Here is a 22,467-nt window from a genome sequence, read left to right as displayed (position 1 = left end):
GGTGGACCGCGGCCGTAAGGAGTTGTGGCGACGCTGCCGGAACCTCGCCGACGGTGTGAGCCTCCCCGAGCCTTTCAACGCCGAGGCCTTCACCGCCGAACTGGCGGCTGAACGCGGCCGCCCGATCGAGTTGATGCAGGTCGACGTCCCCTCCAGTGGCCCGTGCGGGCTCTTGATGAGCACCGAACGCGCGGACTACATCCTCTACCCGACCAACACGACCGCCCTGCACCGGCGGCATATCCTCCTGCACGAGGTCGGCCACCTGCTGTGCGGTCACGTCGGTTCGGACGCGGGCGCCGACGGCATCGCGCTCGACGCCGCCGCCAGCAAGACCCTCATGCCGAACCTGTCGCCCGAACTCGTCCGCCGTGTTCTCGGCCGCACGAGCTACAGCGCCGTCGAGGAACGGGAGGCCGAACTGCTCGCCAGCCTCCTCGCGCAGCGCGTCGCCAGGACGGCGGTGCGCGGAGTGGCGCACACCGATGAGAGCGGGAGCGACCTCGCCGGTGGGATGGCCAGGGTCGACAACCTCTTCGGCAGCCGGAAGCGGCGCCTGCCATGACCGAGACCATCGCGTACTTCTGCTGCGTGGTGGCCTTCGCGGGCTTCGGTTACAAACTGATCCAGGCTCGCCACACCCAGCCGTTGCGGCGGATGTGGTTCCTGAGCGCCTTCGGGATGTGCATCGCGGGCGGCATCATGCTGCTCACCCCGGCCATGGAGAACGCCGTCGGCATCGAAGAGCCCATCGGCAGTCTTCGCAATCTCGCGGCCGACTTGCTCAAGATCGGCGCGATGGCCTTCGCGGTCGCGTTCGCGCATTCGCTGAAACTGGGGGAGGGCAAGCGGATCGGCTGGCACGTGGTGCTTTCCTGGACCGTGGTGGCCGCCGAAATCGCGCTCTTCCTGCTCTCCGACAGTTATCGCGTCGGTGAACACACCGCCGCCGGTCCTGGCAGGCTCGGCTGGTTCGTCGCGTACAACGTCGCTTTCCTCGCGTACGGCCTGATCAGCTTGCTGACCTTCTCGATCGTCTTCGCCCGTTTCGCGCGCCATGCCGATCCCGGCCCGCTTCGCACCGGGCTGTGGCTGCTCGTCGGTGGTGGGGTCGCCGCGCTGGGCTGGACCTTCTGGGACGTCGACGACATCTACATCCTCGCCACCACCGGTGAGGTCGACGCCGGCGAGGACACGCTCTCGTCGATCCTGGCGGCGTTGAGCGTCGGCCTCGCCGGGGCGGGCGCGACGCTCAGCGTGTGGGGTCCGGCGCTGGCGACCCCGTTCCGCCTGCTCGGCACGTACCGGACCTACCGCCGGATCGAACCGTTGTGGACCGCGATGCGCGAGGCCGTCCCGGGAATCGCGCTGGACCCGGGCCCCGGTATGCCGGGTGGCGTCGAATTCGCCTTGTACCGCCGGGTCATCGAGATCCGGGACGGCCATCTCGCGCTGCGCCCGTACTTCGATCCGGACATCCCGCCGGTCGCGGAAGCCGAGGCACGCAAGGCGAAGATCCCCGCAGCCCGTGTTCCCGCGACGATCGAGGCCGCGGCCTTGGCCGCCGCGCTCGTCGCCTCCGAGGCGGGCCGCCGGTACGCCCCCGACGACGTTCCGGCGACCTACCTCGAAGAGCCCGACATCGCCACCGAAGCGGCGTGGCTGGTGGAGGTCACGCACGCTTGGCGACGGTCCACTGTGGTCGGACGGATCCGGGACCGTGCCCGCGAGGCCGATTTCGCGTGATTGAACGGGTAACACACGTGATTGAATGGATAACACACGTGATTAGACGGGTAACACAGGAGTTCGCCGTCTAATCACGCGAGTTCGCCGTCTGATCACGTGTGTTACCCGTCTGATCACACGACCGCGAGGACGGCGGCGGCCGCCGAGACCAGGCCGAGCCAGATCGACGGGACGACCTCCTTGGCCCCGTCGCCCGCCCGCAGGTGCGAGATCGCCGCGCCGATCAGCAACGCCACCAGGCCGATCGCCGCGGCGACGCCGATGGGTGCCCAGAACATCCCGGCCACCAGTCCCACCGCACCGACGACCTCGAGGGCGCCGATCCCCTGGATCGCCCGGACGGAGAAGCCGAGCCTCTCGGTCCGGGCGATCACCGACGACTGACGCAGAATCTTCGCCACCCCCAGCGGGGCGAAGATCGCGGCCAGCATCGACGCCAGCACCACACAAGCCACGGCCATGACGAACTCCTTGGTGTGGAAGGACTTTCAGACCGTGACGCGGCGCATCGTGGCGAACCCGCCGCCGGCGGCGATGGCCACCAGCACCGCGAGCACCCCGGTCACCCCACCCACGGTCAGCGTGCTGAAGAAGGTGCCGATCTTCGACCAGGAGTCGGTCCAGGTGAGCACCATCACGATGCCCAGCAGCACCAGGACCTGCGCCGCGCCGAACACGACGACACCCGGCACCGCGGCGCGCCGGTAGATCAGGCCGTACCACATGCCGTAGACGAACATCAGCGTCAGCAACACGAACGAAGTGAGCAGCGTCAGATACCAGGGGCCGTCGAGCAGCCAAGGCACCCGGAAGTAGTTGAGTTCGAGCCCCCAGCCGCCGGTGGCTTCCTCGATCGCCTGGAACACGACGATCCCGACCGAATACAGCGCGGACAATCCGGCGATCAGCAGGACGGTGCCCAGGTAATACGACCGCCTCGACACGCCGAGCGCGAGCCCGAACGGCAGTGACTTCGTCATGCTCAAGGCGCCGCAGACGAACATGAACACGAAGAGCGTGAACAGGCCGCCGGAGTAGTTCTCTTTTTCTTCTTGCAAGGTCGCGAAGATGGTGAGGTTCACCAAGAACGCGAAGAGTGTGACGCCGACCGGGAGGACGAGGTATTGGAGCCGGTCCACCAGGTGATAACGCGCGACAGTGATCAGGGTGTTCATGCGGACGCCTCCTCTGCGATCTGTCCGTTGGAGGTGTGCACCATCAATTGCTGCAGGGACAACGGTTCCAGCTTCAGGTGCAGGGCTTGTGCCCGTGCCTTCGCGGCGACGTCGAGTGCGTCGGCGACGGTGACCGAAGCCCGCGAACCGATCTTGCGGCGGTGCAGCACCCGGCGGCCGGCGACGAAGGCCTCCACCGCCGTGGCCGGCCCGCTGACCGTCGCGGCCGAGCCGCGCAGTTCGTCGGCGGGCGCGTCGAGGACGACGCGGCCCTTGTCGATCATCACGACGTGCTCCAGCAGATCGGCCACTTCGTCGATCAGGTGCGTGGAGAGCAGCACCGTGCGCGGATGACTGGAATAGTCGTCGAGCAACCGGTCGTAGAACAGTTGCCGGGCGACGGCGTCGAGGCCCGCGTACGGCTCGTCGAGCAGCGTGAGTTCCGCTCGCGCCGCCAGCCCGAGCGTGATCGACAACGCCGAGCGCATCCCGCGCGAGAGCTTCTTGATCGGCCGCTTGAGCGGCAGGTCGAAGTCGCGGAGCAGGGTGTCGGCCAGTTCTGCGTCCCAGTTCGGGTAGAACCAGGACGCCGCCGCGAGGGCGTGCCGCACCTTGAAATCCGGGAACTGCTGGTCTTCGCGGACGAGCACCATGCGCCGGAGCACCCGCTCGTTCTCCATCGGGTTCTCCCCGAAGACGCGGACCGTGCCCGCGGTGGCGAACTCCTGCGCCGTGACGATGCGCAGGAAGGTGCTCTTGCCCGCGCCGTTGCGGCCGAGCAGGCCGGTGATCTTGCCTTCTTCGATGTCGACCGAGACATCGCCGAGTGCGAGGTGGTCGCCGTAGCGCCGGGTCAGGCCGGTGGTCGAAATGGTCGGCGTCATGCGGCGGGTCCTCCGTTCCGGTGTCCGTTCCCGCGGATGAGCGAGATCAGGGTTTCGTCGTTGATGCCGAGGCGCCTGGCTTCGACCAGCATCGGCTCGAGGTACTGCTCGGCGAACCGTTTCCGCCGGTCGGTGAGCAGCTTCTCCCGCGCTCCATCGGTGACGAACATGCCGATGCCGCGCCGTTTCTCGAGCAGGCCGTCGTCGGCGAGCACGTTGATGCCCTTGGCCGCCGTCGCCGGATTGATCCGGTAGAAGGCGGCGAGTTCGTTGGTTGACGGCACGCGTTCCCCCTCGGCCAGGCTTCCCTCGGCGATGTCGTCGGCGATCTGTTCGGCGATCTGCACGAACAGGGGTGTTCCTTCGTCGAGCACGACACCTCCGTCCCAGTCTTCGTGCACCTGTGCCAGGTGCGGTGGTTCATTACTGGACTAAGTAACCCATGAACCTCCCCTCGGGCGCAAGTCGCCTCCGCCGTGCGCACTACTGTGCAATGCGTGGTACCTTCTGTCGCGTAAGACTGGGAAGGACGCGACTGTGGAGATCAGTCAGCTACTCAAAGGCGTGCTGGACCTCGCCGTTCTCGCGGTGCTTCGAGGAGAAGACGGCTACGGCTACGACGTGCTTCGAAGACTCCGGGTCGCGGGGTTGCAGGAAGTGGGCGACGCCTCGGTGTACGGGACGCTTCGGCGGCTGTACAAAGCAGGCCTGCTGACGTCGTACGTGGTGCCGAGCGAAGAAGGCCCGCACCGGAAGTACTACAGCCTCAACGATCTGGGCCGCCAGCGTCTCGAAGAGTCGGGGCAGACCTGGCGGACTTTCGCCACGACAATGAACAGCCTGTTGGGAGAGGCAGCATGAGCACGCAGAATCCGACCGCCGTGCGGGTGTATCTGGCGAGGGTCAGGAGCGCGCTCGCCGACCTTCCCGAGAGCGAAGTCGAGGAGATCCTCGAAGACGTCCGGCCCCATCTCGCCGAAATGGAGGCGGAACTGGGGGAGAACCCCAAGGTCGACGCCTTGATCGAGCGTTTGGGCAGCCCCGAGAGCTATGCCGCCGAACTGCGGGCGTCCGGCGGCTATCCGCCGCGTCCGGCCGACGCGGGAGACAAGACCGCCGTGCTGAAGGGGAAAACCGGGATCGGCGGAGCGCGGTTCGCGTTCTGGGGCCTGGTGTTCTCGGTCGGTGGTTTCGCGTTGTTCGGCTTCGCGGCCGCGGTGTTGATCCGGGTGGAACCGTTGCTGAGCCTGCTTTTCGTCGCGCCCGTATTCGCGATCAGCGTCGTCTACGTGGTCCGGCGCGGCGTCGCCCCGATCGCGGAACTGCCCGAGGTGGTCAAACTCCGCGAGATCGCGACGTCGTTCCAGGCCAACCGGAACAGCAAGGGACTGAACTACTTCCGCTCGCTCAAGCCGGCGTGGTGGGTCCTGTGCGCGGCGGTGCTGGTCGTGTTCGGCCTGCTGCTCGTGCTCCGTGACACCGAGGCCGTGCTGCTGCTGCCGTTTTTGCTGCTGGCGGCCGCCGCGGTGGTCTGGGCTGGCCAGAAGCTGAAGGGCGACCGGCGGCTGCTGTGGCTGGCGGTGCCGATCTCGGCGTTCGTCATCGGCAGCATGCTCGGTGGGGCGGGCGCGGCGGTCGATTTGATCGCAAAGCGGTCCTACGGAGGCGATTCGTACAACGACGGCAACACGCCGACCTACAACGGCAACTACAGCTACGGCAATCCGCTCCTGATGTACGGCAGCCAGGACGTGGAGAACATCTACGCGTTCGACGGCGAGGGCAAGCCGCTGACCGAGATCTACCTCTACGACGAGGACGGCCGTCCGCTCAGCACGACCCGCTACGCCTGTGAGAAGAGCACGGGCGAGAAGCGGAAGATCGGCGACGACAACCGCTACCCGCGTCCGCGGCTCGATCGGGGCGTCCAGGACTACGACGGAAACCTCAACGGCTACAACGGAAACCGCTCCTATTGCCAAGAGCGGACCGAAGTCCCGTTCAGCGCGGCGATCCCGAAGGGCGCGCCGATACCGCCTTCTTCGTCCGTCCCGCCGCCGTCAAGCTCCACCCAGCCGACGCGCTAGGTGGCCGGGGTGGAGGCGGTCGTCGGGGGCAGCCTCCACCCCTTTTCATCCTGCCGCGTAACACCGTACTGCGTGCATTCCTCACCGGGACCGAGCGAGTCACGACTCCGGACAACCGGATCATCGGACATTCCGGAGCGCGCGGAACCGGCTCACGCGGGGAAACCCAGCGGAATGTGACCCATTGGAGCCCTTTCGCGCCGCCCCGTGACCGCTACCATTCTCGAATGCGCCACTTGGTCACGGGAGTACGGCGACGCGATCCCGCCCGGATCGAGCGTCTCATCGGATGAATGGCGGCGAGCCGATCCTTGAACGGGATCGCGAACTCGAAAGGATCGAAGCGGCACTCGATTCCGCGCTGGCGGGCGAGGGCCGGGTCGTGGTCATCGAAGGCCTCGCCGGCATCGGGAAGACCCGGCTGGTACGGGAGGCACGGGCGCTGGCGAAGGCGCGAGGATTCGGCAGGCTGCGGTCGGTCGGTGACGCGCTCGAAAGCGCGATGGCCTGGGGCGTCGTCCGCCAGCTGATCGAACGGTCGCTTTCCCGCTACAGCGGGGAAAATCGCGAGAAGATCCTCGACGGCCCTTCCGGCGCGGTGCTCCGCGCGCTCGACGATCCGAGCGAGGCTGAGCTGGCAAGGACCTTGCACGCGCTCTGGTGGGCCACGGTCGACTTCTCGTCCAGCAGACCGCTGCTGATCACGGTCGACGACGCGCACTGGGCCGACCACTCGTCGCTGCGGTTCCTGGTCTACCTCTCCAGGCGCATCGCCGACCTGCCGATCACGGTGGTCGTCGCCACCCGCCCGCCCGCGGAGAACACCGGGCCACTGGCGCGTTTGAGTGTCTCGCGGCAGGCGGAGCGTGTGTCGCCGAAGCCGCTCTCACTCGAAGCGCTGGCCGAACTCGTCACCGCCCGCGGGGTCCGTCCAGCCTGGGCCGTTGTCGTCTCGCTGCACGCGGCCAGTGGCGGAAACCCTTTCCTGGCAGGCGTTCTCGTCGACGAACTCGACGTGCTCGGGTTGCCGCTGGACCTCGACGCGACGGCGGATCACGTCGGAAGGCTGGGGCCCAGCACGGTTTTCCAGGCCGTCCTGGGCAGACTGCCCTTCGAAGCCGTCGCACTGGCAGGCGCGATCGCGATACTGGGGCCCGGCGGCGATCCGCGGCGGGCCGGGGCACTGGCGAAACTGGACGCCGCCAGGCTTTCGGCCGCGGTCGAGGCGCTGACCTCGGCCCACGTCCTGACCGGCGACGGCGATCACCTCGTCTTCGTCCACCCTGTCGTGCGGGAGGCCGTCCTCACGGATCTCGGCACGATCGCCCGCGCGGCACTGCATACGGACGCCGCGAAGGCGTTGCGGGCGGCGAAGGCGCCGGCGGGCCGGGTCGCCGCTCACCTCGTCCAGGCCCCGAAGGGCGCGTTGCCGGACGCGGCGGGCATCCTGCGCGAGGCCGCGATCGCGCTCCTCGCGGCAGGCGACCCGGAGACGGCCGCCGCGCATCTGCGCCGGGCCGTGGACGAGACTCCGGACGACGCCGCGCTGCGGGCCGAACTCGGCCGCGCGCTGCTCCGCACCGGCGAGGCCGCCGAAGCGCGGCAACAACTTCTGGTGGCGGCGGACGGTGTCCCCGATGCCGAACTCGCCGCCGCCGCCGCGTCGGCCACAGCCGTCGTCGAAGGTCCCGAAGACGCGGTCGCGGAACTCCGGGAGGCGATCGCCGCCCGCCCCGGCGGGCCGCGCGACCCCGGCAGGATGCATCTCGAAGCGCGGCTCGCGGTGATCCGCTCGTTCCTGCCGCACCACCGCCGGACGGCGTCCGACCACCTGAGCGCGTACGCGGGGCTGAGCGGGGTCACGCCCGACGAGCGCACCTTGCTCGGCCTGCTCGCGCAGATGGGCAGGTACGAGGTCCGGCCCGCGGACGAGGTCGCCGCGACCGCCTGCCGCGCGCTGGCCAACGGCGCCTACTTCGAAGACGCCACCGGGAGTCTCGACGCGATGGTCGGCTGGGTGGTGGCGATGCTCGCGCTGATCTCGGCCGACGGCGTCGACGAGGCGCGGCGGGAGATCGAGCGGGCACGGCGGCGGGTACGGGCGCACGGCTGCCCCGTCGAATTCGCGACGGTCGCCAACGCCGCGCTGTTCCTTGACTGGCGGCTCGGCAACGTGAGTCTCATGGAGGCCGAAGCCGAAGGCTCGCTCGCCGCCATCGTGGCCGAGGAACCGGTGCCCCAGGTGATCGCGCTCCGGGCGACGTCGACCCATTTCCTCGCCTACGCCGCGCTGGAACGCGGCGACCTCGAAGCCGCCGCCGAGGTGTTGGCGCGATTCGACGCCGACCACGGCGACGGCCCGCGCATGATGCCGACGACGTGGCTGCACGAGCCGCGCGCGCTGATCGCGCTCGCCGTCGGGAATCCCGTGCTCGCCAGGACACAGGCGTTCCTGCAGCGTGACGAGCTGGCCGCGGCCGGGGTCGACCCGCCGACCATTCCGTGGCGGGTCCCGGCGGTACGGGCCGCGATGCTGCTCGGCGAATCCGGCCACGCCATCGAACTGGCCAACGAGCAGGTGGTCATCGCGCGGAAATGGGGGACCGCGACGGAGATCGGGGTCGCGCTGCGGTTGCTCGCGCACGCCGACGGCGACCGGCGGCTGGATCTGCTGACCGAGTCGGTCGGGGTGCTGGAGACGTCGCCTGCCCGGCTGCAGCTCGCGCGTTCGCTGGTCGACCTAGGTGAGGCGATGCGGGTCGCGCGGCGATGCACCGACGCGCGCACTCCGCTCACCCGCGGCATCGAACTGGCCACCGAATGCGGCTCGGTCGTCCTCCGCACCCGCGCGGCGCAAGCGCTGGAAGCCCTGGGGGACCGGCCCCGGCGGACGCTCGTCGCCGGTCCGTTCTCCCTGACCGCGAGCGAACGCCGGGTCGCGGATCTGATGGCGTCGGGGCGGGCGAACCGGGAGATCGCGCAGGAGCTGTTCGTCACCCCGAAGACGGTCGAGAAGCACCTCGGGCGGATCTACACGAAACTCGGCATCACCGGACGGTGGGAGCTGGGCCGGACACCTTCGTGAGGTCTTCGCCGAAACACGGATGCGAGGGCGCCCCCGGAAGGCATAACCTCCGGGGCAACGCGCTGACGGAGACGAGTAGCCCGGGAAACACGCGAGACCCAGAGAGCCGCCGGTAGCTGGGAAGGCGGCCTCGCGCCCCGTGGTGAAGACCCTCCCGAGTGCGGGGAGGAACGGCGTCCGCGCCCCATGCCCCGCCGTTCGGCCCCCGTCACGGGCCTTCGAGGCCGCCGCTCGTCCCGGGTGGCGGCGAAAGTGCGGTGGTACCGCGAGTTCCCTTCTCGCCCGCACTCCCAAGGGGTCGCGCATATCCGTACAGGAGTTGTGATGATCTCGCGTGTTCTCGTCGCCGACCTGCCCCGGCATGTCGGCGAACGTGTGCGAATAGCCGGTTGGGTGCACCGACGGCGTCAGCTGAAATCCGTCACCTTCGTCGTGGTCCGGGACCGTTCCGGGCTCGCGCAGGTCGTCGCCGCCGGATCCGGTGGCCCACCCGAGGAGACCGTGGTCGAGGTCGAAGGCCTCGTCACCGCGAACCCGCAGGCGCCCGGCGGGCTCGAAGTGACCGAGCCGTCGATCGGGCTGCTCTCCGAACCCGCCGAACCACCGCCGTTCGACCTCTACCGGCCGTCCTTGAGCGCGGCGTTGCCGACGGTGCTGGACAACGCCGCGCTCGCGTTGCGGCATCCGCGGCTGAAGGAGGTGTTCACGATCGCGGCGGCGAGCGTCGCCGGATTCCGGTCGGCGCTGGACGGGCTCGGGTTCACCGAAACCCATACGCCCAAGATCGTCTCGTCGGCCACGGAATCCGGGGCGAACGTCTTCGGCATCGACTACTTCGGCAAGCGGGCGTTCTTGGCGCAGTCCCCGCAGTTCTACAAACAGGCGCTGGTCGGGGTGTTCGAGCGGGTCTACGAGGTCGGCCCGGTCTTCCGCGCCGAACCGCACGACACGGCTCGTCATCTCGCGCAGTACACGAGCCTCGACGCCGAACTCGGCTTCATCGACGACCATCACGACGTGATGACGGTACTGCGAGAGGCCATCGCGGGCATGGCCGCCGCCGTCCCGGAGACCGGAGTCGTGGTGCCCGAAAAGATTCCGGAGATCCACTTCGCGGACGCCCAGGAGCTGATCGCCCGGCTCTCCGGCGAGGACCCGCGCGGGGAGCCGGACCTCGCGCCCGCGCACGAACGGCTGCTTTCGGACTGGGCGCTGCGCACGCACGGCTCGGAGTTCCTCTTCGTCACCGGCTATCCAATGGCGAAGCGGCCGTTCTACACGCATCCGGACCCGGAGCGGCCCGCGTACTCCCGCAGTTTCGACCTGCTCTTCCGCGGGCTGGAACTGGTGACCGGAGGCCAGCGGCTGCATCGGCACGCCGCCTACGTCGCCGCGCTGGCGGCACGGGGTGAATCCGCCGAGCCGTACCGGGACTACCTGGGCGTGTTCGCACACGGCATGCCGCCGCACGGCGGGTTCGCGCTCGGTCTCGAACGCTGGACGGCCCGGCTGCTCGGGCTGCCCAACGTGCGCCAGGCGGCGCTCTTCCCGCGGGACTCGCACCGCCTGACCCCGTAGGATGCCGCGACTCGGCACCTCCGCAGGGGAAGTGCCGAGTCGCTTGGGATCAGGCGTGTGGGGATCGGCTCAGTGGAGGAACGCGCTCCTGGCGGCCAGGTCGGCCAGCAGGGCGCGGCCCTTCTCGGCGTTGCGCGGCTGGGCCAGGACGTCGTAACGCCGGGCGACCAGCTGGCTCTGCGAGATGAACCCGCGCTTGTTCTTCGAAGCCGCGTACCCCAGCGCGCCGAACAACAGGTTGAACCCGATACCGCCGACGAGACCGACGAAGATCGGCACCAGTCCGGCGCCCGGGTTCAGCAGGCTCAGCACGAGACCGAGGAACATACCGAATATGGCGCCCGACAGCGCCGCGCTGGTCAGCACCTTGCGCCAGCCCATCCGCCCGGCGATCCGCTCGACCAGGATCGGTTCGACACCGACGATGGTGACGTCCGTGATCGGGAAGTCGGTTCCAGCGAGGTGGTCGACCGCACGCTGCGCATCGGAGTACGACTCGTAGGAGCCGATCGGCCACCCGCTGGGCAGCGTCGGGAGCTGAGCCCGCCCCTGGGGCTCGGTGAACGTGGTCTGCTGCGTGAATGCCTGTGTCATTCCTTCTCACCTCTCTTGATCCGTACAACGTTCCGGAGGTACGGATCTCCTCCCGTCCGGCGGGATTCACAGCATCTTCTCAGCCGGGCATCGCAGACAATCCGCCCAGGGATCAACTACAGTCCGCAATGGGTAACGAATAAGACCATTGGCTAAGTTGACCGGGTTGGCCTGACCCGGTAGGAAGAAGCCGCAAAGGTACCGCTTCGAACCTTTAGGTGAGGCTGATGGCGAACAGGCGCGGCATGCTCACACTGGACCGGCTCCGGGAACTGGTCGAGGACGGCACCGTCGACACGGTGCTGGTGGCCATCACCGACATGCAGGGCAGGCTGCAGGGCAAACGCTGCGCCGCCGAATACTTCCTCAACGAGGTCGTCGAGCACGCCACCGAAGCGTGCAACTACCTGCTCGCGGTCGACGTCGACATGAACACCGTCGACGGCTACGAGATGTCGTCCTGGGAGACCGGCTACGGCGACTTCGTCATGCGCCCGGACTTCGAGACGCTGCGCCTGCTCCCGTGGCAGGAGGGCACCGCGCTCGTCCTCGCCGACCTCGAACGGGTGCAAGGCGGTGCCGTGGCCCCCTCGCCCCGGCAGATCCTGCGCGGGCAACTCGACCGGCTGGCCGCGCAGGATCTCGGCGCGTACGTTGGCACCGAACTGGAGTTCATCGTCTTCGACGACACCTTCGAGTCGGCCTGGGACAAGCGCTACCAGGGCCTTCGCCCGGCCAACCAGTACAACGTCGACTACTCGATGCTCGGCACCTCGCGGATCGAACCGCTGCTGCGCCGGATCCGCAACGACATGAGCGGCGCCGGGCTGTACGTCGAATCGGCCAAGGGCGAGTGCAACCCCGGCCAGCACGAGATCGCGTTCCGCTACGCCGAGGCCCTGGTCACCTGCGACAACCACAGCGTCTACAAGACCGGGTCCAAGGAGATCGCCGCGCAGGAGGGCAAGAGCCTCACGTTCATGGCGAAGTACGACGAACGTGAGGGCAACTCCTGCCACATCCACCTCAGCCTGCGCTCCACCGCGGGTGAGGCCGTGCTGGCCGGCGACGGCCCCGGCGGGTTCTCGCCGCTGATGGAGCACTTCCTCGCCGGTCAGCTCGCCGGACTACGGGAGTTGACCTATTTCCTCGCGCCGAACATCAACTCCTACAAGCGCTTCGTCCCCGGCAGCTTCGCGCCGACGGCGGTCGCGTGGGGCACCGACAACCGCACGTGCGCGCTCCGCGTCGTCGGGCACGGGGACTCGCTCCGCACCGAGAACCGGGTTCCCGGCGGCGACGTGAACCCGTATCTCGCGGTGTCCGCGCTGATCGCCGCCGGGTTGCACGGTATCGAGAACGAACTCAAGCTGGAGCCGGAGTTCCAGGGCAACGCCTATGGCTCCGACAAGCCGACCGTGCCGACGACGTTGCGGGAGGCCGCGGCGCTGCTCGACCAGAGCGAACTCGCCAGGTCCGCGTTCGGGGACGAGGTCGTCGACCACTACCTCAACGCGGCGAAGGTCGAACTCACCGCGTACGACGCCGCCGTCACCGACTGGGAGAGGATCCGTGGCTTCGAACGTCTCTGAGCCCTTGATCGGGCTCACCTGCTACCTGGAGCCCGCGAAGTTCCTGGTGTGGGAGACCGAAGCGGCCTTGCTGCACCGTGTGTACGTGGACGGCGTCGCCGCGGCGGGCGGGATCCCGGTGCTGCTGCCGCCGGTGAGCGACGCGCACGACAGGCTGGTGTCCGCTGTGGACGGTCTCGTGCTGGTCGGCGGCGCCGACATCGAACCGGCGCGCTACGGCCAGGAGCAGCGTCCGACGACCTACGTCCGGCCGAACCGGGACGCGTTCGAATTCGGCCTGCTGCGGTCCGCTTTGGACAGTGGCAAACCGGTGCTCGGCGTGTGCCGGGGGCTGCAGGTGCTCAGCGTCGCGCTCGGCGGGACGCTCGCCCAGCATCTTCCGGACACTTTGGACAGTGCGGATCACCAGCCCGCGCCCGCGACCTTCGGCACCACTACGGTGACCCTTGCCGAGGGCAGCCGGGCCGCGTCGATCCTCGGCACCGAGACCAAGGTGCCGTGTTATCACCACCAGGCCATCGACCAGCTCGGTGACGGGCTGGTGCCGGTCGGCTGGGCCGCCGACGGGACCATCGAGGCGGCGGAACTGCCCGGCGACGGGTTCGTGCTCGGCGTCCAATGGCATCCCGAACAGAATCCCGACGACATCAGGCTTTTCGAGGCATTGGTGACAGCTGCGAAGGAGCGGGCATGACCACGTTCGAGGTGATCAACCCCGCCACCGAAGAGGTGGTGAGGTCGGTTGGCCTGACCTCGGCCGAGGAGACCGACGCGGCGATCGCCCGCGCACAGGCGGCGTTCCCCGCCTGGCGGGCGGTGGCCCCCGGCGACCGGGCGCGGCTGTTGCGCCGCTTCGCCGACGCCGTCGACGCCGATATCGAGAACCTCGCCCAGCTGGAGGTCGTCAACGCGGGCCACACGATCGGCAACGCGCGCTGGGAGGCAGGCAACGTCCGCGACGTGCTGACGTACTACTCGGCGTCACCGGAACGCTTGAGCGGCAAGCAGATCCCGGTGCCCGGCGGGGTGAACATGACGTTCCACGAGCCGCTCGGCGTGGTCGGGGTGATCGTGCCGTGGAACTTCCCGATGCCCATCGCGGGCTGGGGTTTCGCGCCCGCGCTCGCCGCCGGGAACACCGTCGTGCTCAAGCCCGCCGAACTCACCCCGCTGACCGCGATCCGCCTCGGTGAGCTCGCCCGCGAGGCGGGTATCCCCGAGGACGTCTTCCAGGTGCTCCCCGGCAAGGGGTCCGTGGTGGGACAACGGTTCGTGGACCACCCGGCGGTGCGGAAGGTGGTGTTCACCGGCTCCACCGCGGTTGGCAAGCAGATCATGGCCGGCTGCGCCGCGCGGGTGAAGCGGGTGACGCTGGAACTCGGCGGCAAGAACGCGAACATCGTGTTCGCCGACGCCGACCTGGAGAAGGCCGCGGCCACGGCGCCGTACGGCGTGTTCGACAACGCCGGGCAGGACTGCTGCGCGCGATCCCTGATCCTGGTGCAGGCGAACGTGTACGACCGGTTCATGGAACTGCTGGAACCCGCCGTGAACGGCGTCGTCGTCGGGGATCCTCGCCTGGAGGTGACCGAGATGGGACCGCTGATCTCGGCCGGGCACCACGCGAAGGTGTCGTCCTATGTGGACGACGCCGCGCCGGTCGCCTTCCGGGGCAACGCTCCCGTCGGACCCGGGTACTGGTTCCCGCCGACCGTCGTCACCCCGCCCGACCTGCGGCATCCGCTGGCCTCGGACGAGATCTTCGGCCCGGTCGTCGCGGTGATCCCGTTCGCCGGGGAGGCGGACGCGGTGACCATGGCCAACGACACCGAGTACGGCCTGTCCGGCTCGATCTGGACGCGTGACGTCGGCCGCGCCTTCCGCGTCGCGCGCGGTGTCGAGGCCGGGAACCTGTCGGTGAACTCGCACTCGTCCGTGCGCTACTGGACGCCGTTCGGCGGGTTCAAGCAGTCCGGGCTGGGCCGCGAGCTCGGGCCGGACGCTGTCGACGCCTTCACCGAGACCAAGAATGTATTCATCAGCACGGAGGACTAGATGGTGCAGCGTTTCGAGGGCCGCGTCGCGGTCATCACCGGCGGCAGCAGCGGCATCGGTCTTGCCACCGCTCGGCGGCTGGCGAGCGAGGGCGCGAAGGTCGTCATCGCCGACATCTCCGCCGAGGCGGGCAAGGCCGCGGCCGGCGAGGTCGGCGGCCTGTTCGTGCAGGCCGACGTCACCGACGCCGAGCAGGTCGAGGCCCTGTTCCAGACCACCGTGGACACCTTCGGCTCGGTCGACGTCGCGTTCAACAACGCCGGCATCTCCCCGCCCGAGGACGACTCGATCCTCACCACGGGCATCGACGCGTGGGAGAAGGTGCAGAAGGTCAACCTGACCTCGGTGTACCTGTGCTGCAAGGCGGTGCTGCCGCATATGCAGCGGCGGGGGAAGGGCTCGATCATCAACACCGCGTCGTTCGTCGCCGTGATGGGCGCGGCGACGTCGCAGATCTCCTACACCGCGTCCAAGGGCGGGGTACTGGCGATGAGCCGGGAACTGGGCGTGCAGTTCGCGCGGGAGAACATCCGGGTCAACGCGCTGTGCCCGGGGCCGGTGAACACGCCGCTGCTGAAGGAACTGTTCGCGAAGGACCCCGAGCGGGCCGCGCGGCGGCTGGTGCACGTTCCGGTCGGCCGGTTCGCGGAGCCGGAGGAGATCGCGGGCGCGGTCGCGTTCCTGGCGAGTGACGACGCTTCGTTCATCACGGCTTCGCAGTTCCTGGTGGACGGCGGCATCGCGGGGGCCTACGTCACCCCCCTGTGAGGTTTGCCCAGGTCCGTGAAGGCCTCCTTGAGGGACCCAGAGTCCCTCAAGGAGGCCTTCACGGACCTGTTCACTCCCTGCCGCCGTCACTCGTCCCGGTGGCTGGGATGGCATACCCTTGACCTGCGCGGTAGTTCTGGGACGCGGAGCCGCCTGGTTTCGCGATCCGAGAAGCGCGGAGGCCCCCAGGATGACCCGGCAGATGAGCACCGCCATGCGCGACTGCATCGACCTGTGCAGCGAGTGCCACGTCAGGTGCGAGGAGATGATGACGCGCTGCATGGAGGTCGGCGGCGCCAAGCTCGGGATGATGATGGTGACCTGCGCCGACATGTCCCGCATGAGCGCCGACATGATGATGCGCTGTTCGGCCATGATCGCCGACCTCGAAATGATGCGCATGTGCGCGAAGACGTGCGGCCTCGCCTCCCAGATGATGCGCATGTGCGCCCAGGAGTGCGCCAAGACCGGCGACCCGGAACTCGCCGAAGCCGCCGGCATGATGACGCGCTGCGCCGAGCTCTGCGGCACCATCACCGCCGAAATGATGATGGAGACCGCCTAGAGCGTGTCTCCCGAACTGAGGTTGGCAGGTTGGGTGAGGACAGGCGCGCGCGTTTCTTGTCGGCCGGAGGCCTCGGTTTTGCGGAGGTGGGCCGCTGATCTGGCTGAGTGGGTGACCAGCGGATGCCGGGGCCCGGCTGCGGAAATCCGAAAGCGCGCTTTGAGAGACGCCGCCTAGCCACGACCCGGCGGCCGGGCACGACGGGTGTCCGGCCGAACGGGGGAAGTGACGTGTCCGGCCAGAAGTAGACGCGCGTCGAACGCGCCAGGTACGGTGTGCGCACAACTGCAGACAGGGCCGTTGAGCTGGAGCGGGAGAGCCCCCACGAAGGTGGTGGGGCACCGAAGGAGCAAACTCCCCGGAATCTCTCAGGTACCCACTACCGCTTCCGCGAGGCCACTCTGGAAAGCAGGCGCGCAAGTGCGCCTCACCCAAGGTGAAAGCCGTCCCCTCACGGGCGGTGAAACTCTCAGGTGCCATGACAGAGGGGGAGTTCCCAGCGCACCGGTCTATCCGGCGCCTGACCCAAGGAGCTCCCTTGACCAGTACGTCCTTCGGCGACCGGCACATCGGCCCCTCGGAGTCCGAGCAGGCCAAGATGCTCGCCGAGGTCGGCTACGGCAGCCTCGACGCCTTGATGCGGGCCGCCGTGCCGTCCGCGATCCGGATCACCCGTGACCTCGAGCTTCCCCCCGCCGCGTCCGAAGAGAGCGCCATCGCCGAGCTTCGCGCGCTTGCCGCGCTCAACAAGCCGATGACGCAGATGATCGGCCTCGGCTTCCACGACACGGTCACCCCGGCGGTCATCCGCCGCAACGTGCTGGAGAACCCGGCCTGGTACACGGCGTACACGCCCTACCAGCCGGAGATCTCGCAGGGCCGCCTCGAAGCCCTCCTCAACTTCCAGACCATGGTTTCCGAGCTGGCCGGTCTCGCCACCGCGAACGCCTCCCTGCTCGACGAGTCCACCGCCGTCGCCGAGGCCGTCATGCTGATGCGCCGCGTGTCGAAGTCCAAGACGAACAAGGTCGTCCTCGACGCCGAGTGTCTGCCGCAGACCATCGCGGTCGTGCGCACCCGCGCCGAGGCGATGGGCATCGAGGTCGAGGTCCGCGACCTGCTCACCGGCCTGCCGGAGGAGTTCTTCGGCGTCGTCGTCCAGTACCCCGGTGCTTCCGGCGTGCTGCGCGGCGCGGGCTTCTACTCCGCCATCTCCGAGACCGCGAAGGCCGCCGGAGCGCTGTACACCGTCGCCGCCGACCTGCTCGCCCTCACGCTGGTCACCGCGCCAGGTGAGTTCGGCGCGGACATCGCCGCCGGTTCCACCCAGCGCTTCGGCGTCCCGCTCGGCTATGGCGGCCCGCACGCCGGGTACATGGCCGTCCGCGCCGGGCTCGAGCGTTCGCTGCCGGGCCGTCTCGTCGGTGTCTCGGTCGACGCCGACGGCAACCTCGCGTACCGCCTCGCCCTCCAGACCCGCGAGCAGCACATCCGCCGCGAGAAGGCGACCTCCAACATCTGCACCGCGCAGGTCCTGCCCGCCGTGCTCGCCGCGATGTACGCGGTCTACCACGGTCCGGACGGCCTCAAGCGCATCGCGACCCGCGTCCACGAACTCGCCGGCGGTCTGGCGGACGCCCTGCGCGCCGGGGGCGTCGAGGTCGTCCACGAGGGCTTCTTCGACACCGTCCTCGCCCGCATGCCCGGACAGGCCGAAGCGGTCGTCGCGGTCGCGCGCGAGAACGGGATCAACCTCGGCCCGGTCGACGCCGACCACGTCCGCGTCGCCGTCGACGAGGTCACCACGCCCGCGATCATCGCCAAGGTGCTCAACGCCTTCGGTATCGACACCGCGGCTACCGAGGCCCAGGCGCTGCCCGCGGGCCTGCACCGCGAGAGCGAGTACCTCACCCACGAGGTCTTCCACTCCCATCGCTCCGAGACCGCGATGCTGCGCTACCTGCGCAGCCTGTCCGACTTGGACTACGCGCTCGACCGCGGCATGATCCCGCTCGGCTCCTGCACGATGAAGCTCAACGCCACCACCGAGATGGAGCCGATCAGCTGGCGTGAGTTCGCGGGTATCCACCCGTTCGCCCCGGTCGAGGACGCCGAGGGCTACCACGTCCTGGTCGAGCAGCTGTCGAGCTGGCTGGCCGAGGTCACCGGCTACGACAAGGTGTCGCTGCAGCCGAACGCCGGTAGCCAGGGCGAACTCGCCGGACTGCTCGCGATCCGCGCGTACCACCAAGCGAACGGTCAGCAGGAACGCGAGGTCTGCCTGATCCCGTCGTCCGCGCACGGCACGAACGCGGCCTCAGCGGTCATGGCCGGGATGCGCGTCGTCGTGGTCAAGTGCACCGACGAGGGCAACGTCGACCTCGAAGACCTGCGCGCCAAGGCCGAGGCCAACCGCGACACGCTCTCCGCGATCATGGTCACCTATCCGTCCACACACGGTGTCTACGAGCACGGCATCGACGAGCTGGCCAAGATCGTCCACGACGCGGGCGGCCAGGTCTACGTCGACGGCGCGAACCTCAACGCCCTGCTGGGCCTGGCGAAGCCGGGCGAGTTCGGCGGCGACGTCTCGCACCTGAACCTGCACAAGACCTTCTGCATCCCGCACGGTGGCGGCGGCCCCGGCGTCGGCCCGGTCGCGGTGCGCGCGCACCTCGCGCCGTACCTGCCGAACCACCCGCTGCTGGAGAAGGCCGGTCCGTCGACCGGCGTCGGCCCGATCAGCGCCGCCCCGTACGGCTCGGCGTCGATTCTGCCGATCTCGTGGGCGTACGTCCGGATGATGGGCGCAGCTGGATTGACACTTGCGACTAGCGCGGCCGTTCTCGCCGCGAACTACGTGGCCAAGCGCCTCAACCAGCACTATCCGGTGCTCTACACCGGCCAGGACGGCCTGGTCGCGCACGAGTGCATCCTCGATCTGCGCGGACTCACCAAGGAGACCGGCGTTTCCGTGGACGACGTCGCGAAGCGCCTGATCGACTACGGCTTCCACGCCCCGACCATGTCGTTCCCGGTCGCGGGCACGCTGATGGTCGAGCCGACCGAATCCGAGGACCTCGGCGAGATCGACCGCTTCATCGAGGCGATGATCGCCATCCGCGCGGAGATCGACGCCGTCGCGCGGGGCCGTTGGACCGCGGACAACAGCCCGCTGCGCAACGCTCCGCACACCGCGGAAACCCTGGTCGGCGATTGGGACCTGCCGTACGACCGCGAACTCGCGGTGTACCCCGCCGGGGTGAACCGCAAGGCCAAGTACTGGCCCCCGGTGCGCCGCATCGACGGTGCGCGCGGGGACCGTAACCTCGTCTGCTCCTGCCCGCCGCTCAACGCCTACGAGAACTGAGGCACTTGATGTCGAAAGAGACGTCCCTGCACGGGGTCCACAAAGGACTGGGTGCGCTGTTCACCGACTTCGCGGGCTGGTCGATGCCGATCCGCTATTCCAGCGAACTGGCGGAGCACAAGGCGGTCCGCGAGACCGCGGGCCTGTTCGACCTCTCCCATATGGCCGAAATCGAGGTGACCGGTGGGCAAGCCGCCGAGGTCCTCGACTTCGCGCTGGTCGGCAACCTGTCCGGCGTCAAGCCGGGCCGGGCGCGCTACACGATGATCTGCGATGCAGGAGGCGGCGTACTCGACGACCTGGTCGTCTACCGCCTCGCCGACGAGAAGTTCCTGGTCGTTGCCAACGCGGGTAACGCTTCCGTCGTCGCCGAAGCGCTGGCAGAGCGGGCTTCCGGCTTCGACGCCGTCGTCGACGACAAGTCCGAGGACGTCGCGCTGATCGCCGTCCAGGGCCCGAAGGCCGTCGAGATCCTGGGCGCCGTCACCGACGCCGACCTCGGCGCGCTCAAGTACTACGCGAGCGTCCCGGCCGTCGTGAAGGGTCACGACGTCCTGCTCGCCCGCACCGGTTACACCGGCGAGGACGGCTTCGAGCTGTACGTCCCGGCCGGTGAGGCCCCCGCCGTCTGGCGCATCCTCACCGAGGCCGGGGAGCCGCACGGCCTGCTCCCGGCGGGTCTCGCCTGTCGTGACACACTGCGCCTCGAAGCCGGAATGCCGTTGTACGGCAACGAACTCAGCCTCCGGTTGAGCCCGTTCGAAGCCGGTCTCGGCCGTGTCGTCAAGTTCGAGAAGCCCGGCGACTTCGTCGGCAAGGCCGCGCTGGAGGAACTGTCCAAAAAGGACGTTCGCCGCGTGCGCGTCGGGCTCAAGGGCTCCGGCCGCCGCGCCCCGCGCCACGGCTACACAGTCCTGTCCGGCGAGACCGAGATCGGTGAGGTCACCAGCGGTGCCCTCTCGCCGACCCTGGGCTACCCGATCGCCATGGCGTACGTGGACCGGGAGCACTCCGAGCCCGGCACCGAGCTTTCCGTCGACATCCGGGGCCGCGTCGAGCCCGTCGAGGTCGTCGCCCTGCCCTTCTACTCTCGCGCCTGAAAGGCCCCTTCTCATCATGAGCATCCCCCAGGACCTGAAGTACACGAAGGAACACGAGTGGCTGAACGTCGTCGACGGCGTCGCCACCGTGGGCATCACCGCCTTCGCCGCCGAGTCGCTCGGTGACATCGTGTTCGTCCAGCTTCCCTCGGTCGGTGACACCGTCTCCGCCGGCGAGGTGTTCGGCGAGGTCGAGTCGACCAAGTCCGTCAGCGAGCTGTACGCGCCTGTGGACGGCGAGGTCGTCGAGGTGAACGGGGCCACAACGGACACCCCCGAGTTGATCAACTCGGACCCGTACGCCGAAGGATGGCTCCTGAAGGTGCGTCTGTCCGGCGACGTGCCCGCCCTGCTCGATGCCCAGGCCTACGCCGTGCTCACCCAGGAGAGCTGAAATGGGAGACACTTCTTTGTTCAACGCAGCCCTGTCCGAAGTGGACCCCGAGGTCGCCGCGGCCGTCGCCGCCGAACTCGACCGGCAGCAGTCGACCCTGGAAATGATCGCTTCGGAGAACTTCGCCCCGGTTAGCGTGCTCGAGGCGCAGGGTTCCGTGCTGACCAACAAGTACGCCGAGGGCTACCCCGGCCGCCGCTACTACGGTGGTTGCGAGCACGTCGACGTCATCGAGCAGCTGGCGATCGACCGCGCGAAGGCCCTCTTCGGCGCCGAGCACGCCAACGTCCAGCCGCACTCGGGTGCGCAGGCCAACGCCGCCGCCATGGTCGCCGTGCTCAACCCCGGTGACACCATCCTCGGTCTCGACCTCGCCCACGGCGGGCACCTGACCCACGGAATGAAGATCAACTTTTCCGGCAAGCTCTACAACGTCGTCGCCTACCACGTCGACAAAGAGACCGGGATCGTCGACGTCGAGGAGATCGAGCGTCTCGCCAAGGAACACAAGCCGAAGCTGATCATCGCCGGCTGGTCGGCGTACCCGCGTCAGCTCGACTTCGCCGAGTTCCGCCGCATCGCCGACGAGGTCGGCGCGAAGGTCATGATCGACATGGCGCACTTCGCCGGTCTCGTCGCCGCCGGACTGCACCCGAGCCCGGTGCCGCACGCGGACATCGTCACCACGACCACGCACAAGACCCTCGGCGGCCCGCGTGGCGGCATCATCCTGTGCCGACAGGAACTCGCCAAGAAGATCAACTCGGCGGTGTTCCCCGGCCAGCAGGGCGGTCCGCTGGAGCACGTCATCGCCGCCAAGGCCGTCGCGCTGAAGGTCGCCGCGAGCGAGGAGTTCCGCGAGCGCCAGCAGCGTGTGCTCGAAGGCGCGAAGATCCTGGCCGACCGCCTTTCGCGGACGGACTGCGCCGAAGCGGGCGTCCGGGTGCTGACCGGTGGCACCGACGTGCACCTGGTGCTCGTTGATCTGGTCAACTCCACTTTGGACGGTCAGCAGGCCGAGGACCGGCTGCACTCGGTCGGCATCACGGTCAACCGCAACGCCGTCCCGTTCGATCCGCGGCCGCCGATGATCACCTCGGGCCTGCGGATCGGCACCCCGGCGCTGGCGACCCGTGGCTTCGGTGCCGAGGACTTCGCCGAGGTCGGCGACATCATCGCCGAGGCGCTGCGCCCGGACTTCGACGAGGCGCTGCGCCAGTCGCTGTCCGCCCGGGTCGAACTGCTGGCGAAGAAGCACCCGCTGTACGAGGGCCTCAACCGATGAGCGCGCTCCCCGAGGGGCGCAAACTTCTCCGGCTCGAAGTCCGCAACGCGCAGACCCCGATCGAGAAGAAGCCTTCGTGGATCAAGACGCGTGCGCGGATGGGGCCGGAGTTCACCGAGCTTAAGGGCCTGGTCAGGCGTGAGGGTCTTCACACTGTGTGTGAGGAGGCTGGTTGTCCCAATATTT

General features: G+C 68.7%; 20 protein-coding genes, 1 pseudogene and 1 riboswitch. Of the genes and pseudogenes, 16 read left to right on the top strand and 5 right to left on the bottom strand.

What is annotated here, in order from left to right; genetic code table 11:
• The first annotated feature begins 1 nt into the window (after nt 1).
• Together ACM6LR_RS29720 and ACM6LR_RS29715 are read left to right on the top strand one after the other, a co-directional pair.
• Entirely contained in the window at nt 2-565 is a 564-nt protein-coding gene (locus tag ACM6LR_RS29720; RefSeq protein WP_414942128.1) for a hypothetical protein, read from the top strand.
• Nucleotides 562-1,746 (top strand): MAB_1171c family putative transporter, encoded by a 1,185-nt coding sequence (locus ACM6LR_RS29715; protein WP_414942129.1) that lies wholly within the window; start codon nt 562-564, stop codon nt 1,744-1,746. The genes ACM6LR_RS29720 and ACM6LR_RS29715 overlap by 4 nt, the downstream gene beginning before the upstream one ends.
• Nucleotides 1,747-1,862: 116 nt before the next feature.
• On the opposite strand, the gene ACM6LR_RS29710 is transcribed toward ACM6LR_RS29715, so the two are convergent.
• The 4 genes from ACM6LR_RS29710 to ACM6LR_RS29695 are packed head-to-tail and all read right to left on the bottom strand — an operon-like array spanning nt 1,863 to nt 4,182.
• Complete coding sequence (locus ACM6LR_RS29710; RefSeq protein WP_414944988.1) at nt 1,863-2,210, bottom strand: DoxX family protein; 348 nt, start codon at nt 2,208-2,210, stop codon at nt 1,863-1,865.
• Between the two features lie 27 nt (nt 2,211-2,237).
• Nucleotides 2,238-2,924, bottom strand: coding sequence for an ABC transporter permease (locus ACM6LR_RS29705; RefSeq protein ID WP_414942131.1), 687 nt, complete (start codon nt 2,922-2,924; stop codon nt 2,238-2,240).
• A complete protein-coding gene (locus tag ACM6LR_RS29700; RefSeq protein WP_414944987.1) occupies nt 2,921-3,808 on the bottom strand; it encodes an ABC transporter ATP-binding protein in 888 nt (295 codons plus the stop codon). Before ACM6LR_RS29700 ends, ACM6LR_RS29705 begins: the two co-directional genes overlap by 4 nt.
• A complete protein-coding gene (locus ACM6LR_RS29695; protein ID WP_414944986.1) occupies nt 3,805-4,182 on the bottom strand; it encodes a GntR family transcriptional regulator in 378 nt (125 codons plus the stop codon). Before ACM6LR_RS29695 ends, ACM6LR_RS29700 begins: the two co-directional genes overlap by 4 nt.
• Nucleotides 4,183-4,345: 163 nt before the next feature.
• On the opposite strand from ACM6LR_RS29695, the gene ACM6LR_RS29690 reads away from it, so the two are divergent.
• The 4 genes from ACM6LR_RS29690 to aspS all read left to right on the top strand — a co-directional run bounded on the left by ACM6LR_RS29690 (nt 4,346) and on the right by aspS (nt 10,558).
• The gene (locus tag ACM6LR_RS29690) at nt 4,346-4,669 is read left to right on the top strand and encodes a PadR family transcriptional regulator (protein WP_414942134.1); all 324 of its coding nucleotides are present in this window, start codon (nt 4,346-4,348) and stop codon (nt 4,667-4,669) included.
• Entirely contained in the window at nt 4,666-5,895 is a 1,230-nt protein-coding gene (locus tag ACM6LR_RS29685; protein WP_414942135.1) for a DUF1700 domain-containing protein, read from the top strand. The genes ACM6LR_RS29690 and ACM6LR_RS29685 overlap by 4 nt, the downstream gene beginning before the upstream one ends.
• Before the next feature lie 289 nt (nt 5,896-6,184).
• A complete protein-coding gene (locus ACM6LR_RS29680) occupies nt 6,185-8,980 on the top strand; it encodes a helix-turn-helix transcriptional regulator (RefSeq protein ID WP_414942136.1) in 2,796 nt (931 codons plus the stop codon).
• A 324-nt stretch (nt 8,981-9,304) separates the two neighbouring features.
• Nucleotides 9,305-10,558: an aspartate--tRNA(Asn) ligase gene (gene aspS / locus ACM6LR_RS29675; RefSeq protein ID WP_414944985.1), complete on the top strand. Its 1,254-nt coding sequence runs from the start codon at nt 9,305-9,307 to the stop codon at nt 10,556-10,558.
• Between the two features lie 69 nt (nt 10,559-10,627).
• On the opposite strand, the gene ACM6LR_RS29670 is transcribed toward aspS, so the two are convergent.
• The gene (locus ACM6LR_RS29670) at nt 10,628-11,152 is read right to left on the bottom strand and encodes a general stress protein (RefSeq protein ID WP_414942138.1); all 525 of its coding nucleotides are present in this window, start codon (nt 11,150-11,152) and stop codon (nt 10,628-10,630) included.
• A 227-nt stretch (nt 11,153-11,379) separates the two neighbouring features.
• Between ACM6LR_RS29670 and ACM6LR_RS29665 the strand changes: the two genes are divergently transcribed.
• From ACM6LR_RS29665 to ACM6LR_RS29620, 10 genes and pseudogenes are all read left to right on the top strand, one after another.
• Nucleotides 11,380-12,744 carry a glutamine synthetase family protein gene (locus ACM6LR_RS29665; RefSeq protein ID WP_414942139.1) on the top strand — a complete coding sequence of 455 codons (1,365 nt, stop codon included), beginning with the start codon at nt 11,380-11,382 and terminating at the stop codon, nt 12,742-12,744.
• Nucleotides 12,725-13,438: a gamma-glutamyl-gamma-aminobutyrate hydrolase family protein gene (locus ACM6LR_RS29660; RefSeq protein WP_414942140.1), complete on the top strand. Its 714-nt coding sequence runs from the start codon at nt 12,725-12,727 to the stop codon at nt 13,436-13,438. Before ACM6LR_RS29665 ends, ACM6LR_RS29660 begins: the two co-directional genes overlap by 20 nt.
• Complete coding sequence (locus ACM6LR_RS29655) at nt 13,435-14,799, top strand: aldehyde dehydrogenase family protein (RefSeq protein WP_414942141.1); 1,365 nt, start codon at nt 13,435-13,437, stop codon at nt 14,797-14,799. The genes ACM6LR_RS29660 and ACM6LR_RS29655 overlap by 4 nt, the downstream gene beginning before the upstream one ends.
• Entirely contained in the window at nt 14,800-15,567 is a 768-nt protein-coding gene (locus tag ACM6LR_RS29650) for a 3-oxoacyl-ACP reductase (RefSeq protein WP_414942142.1), read from the top strand.
• Between the two features lie 202 nt (nt 15,568-15,769).
• A complete protein-coding gene (locus ACM6LR_RS29645) occupies nt 15,770-16,132 on the top strand; it encodes a hypothetical protein (protein WP_414944984.1) in 363 nt (120 codons plus the stop codon).
• A gap of 391 nt (nt 16,133-16,523) precedes the next feature.
• A riboswitch (glycine riboswitch) is annotated at nt 16,524-16,627 on the top strand.
• Between the two features lie 43 nt (nt 16,628-16,670).
• A complete protein-coding gene (gene gcvP / locus ACM6LR_RS29640; RefSeq protein ID WP_414944983.1) occupies nt 16,671-19,502 on the top strand; it encodes an aminomethyl-transferring glycine dehydrogenase in 2,832 nt (943 codons plus the stop codon).
• Nucleotides 19,503-19,510: 8 nt separating this feature from the next.
• On the top strand, nt 19,511-20,602 hold the full coding sequence (gene gcvT, locus ACM6LR_RS29635) for a glycine cleavage system aminomethyltransferase GcvT (RefSeq protein ID WP_414942145.1): 1,092 nt from the start codon (nt 19,511-19,513) through the stop codon (nt 20,600-20,602).
• A gap of 16 nt (nt 20,603-20,618) precedes the next feature.
• Nucleotides 20,619-20,996, top strand: coding sequence for a glycine cleavage system protein GcvH (gene gcvH / locus ACM6LR_RS29630; RefSeq protein ID WP_414942146.1), 378 nt, complete (start codon nt 20,619-20,621; stop codon nt 20,994-20,996).
• Between the two features lies 1 nt (nt 20,997).
• On the top strand, nt 20,998-22,281 hold the full coding sequence (glyA, locus tag ACM6LR_RS29625) for a serine hydroxymethyltransferase (protein ID WP_414944982.1): 1,284 nt from the start codon (nt 20,998-21,000) through the stop codon (nt 22,279-22,281).
• Nucleotides 22,278-22,467: pseudogene (locus ACM6LR_RS29620) on the top strand (lipoyl synthase); the annotation flags it as partial. The gene glyA and the pseudogene ACM6LR_RS29620, both read left to right, overlap by 4 nt.

It is taken from the genome of Amycolatopsis sp. cmx-11-32, assembly GCF_047608695.1.
Taxonomy (GTDB): Bacteria; Actinomycetota; Actinomycetes; order Mycobacteriales; family Pseudonocardiaceae; genus Amycolatopsis.
This window is presented reverse-complemented; position numbering and strand designations above follow the sequence as displayed.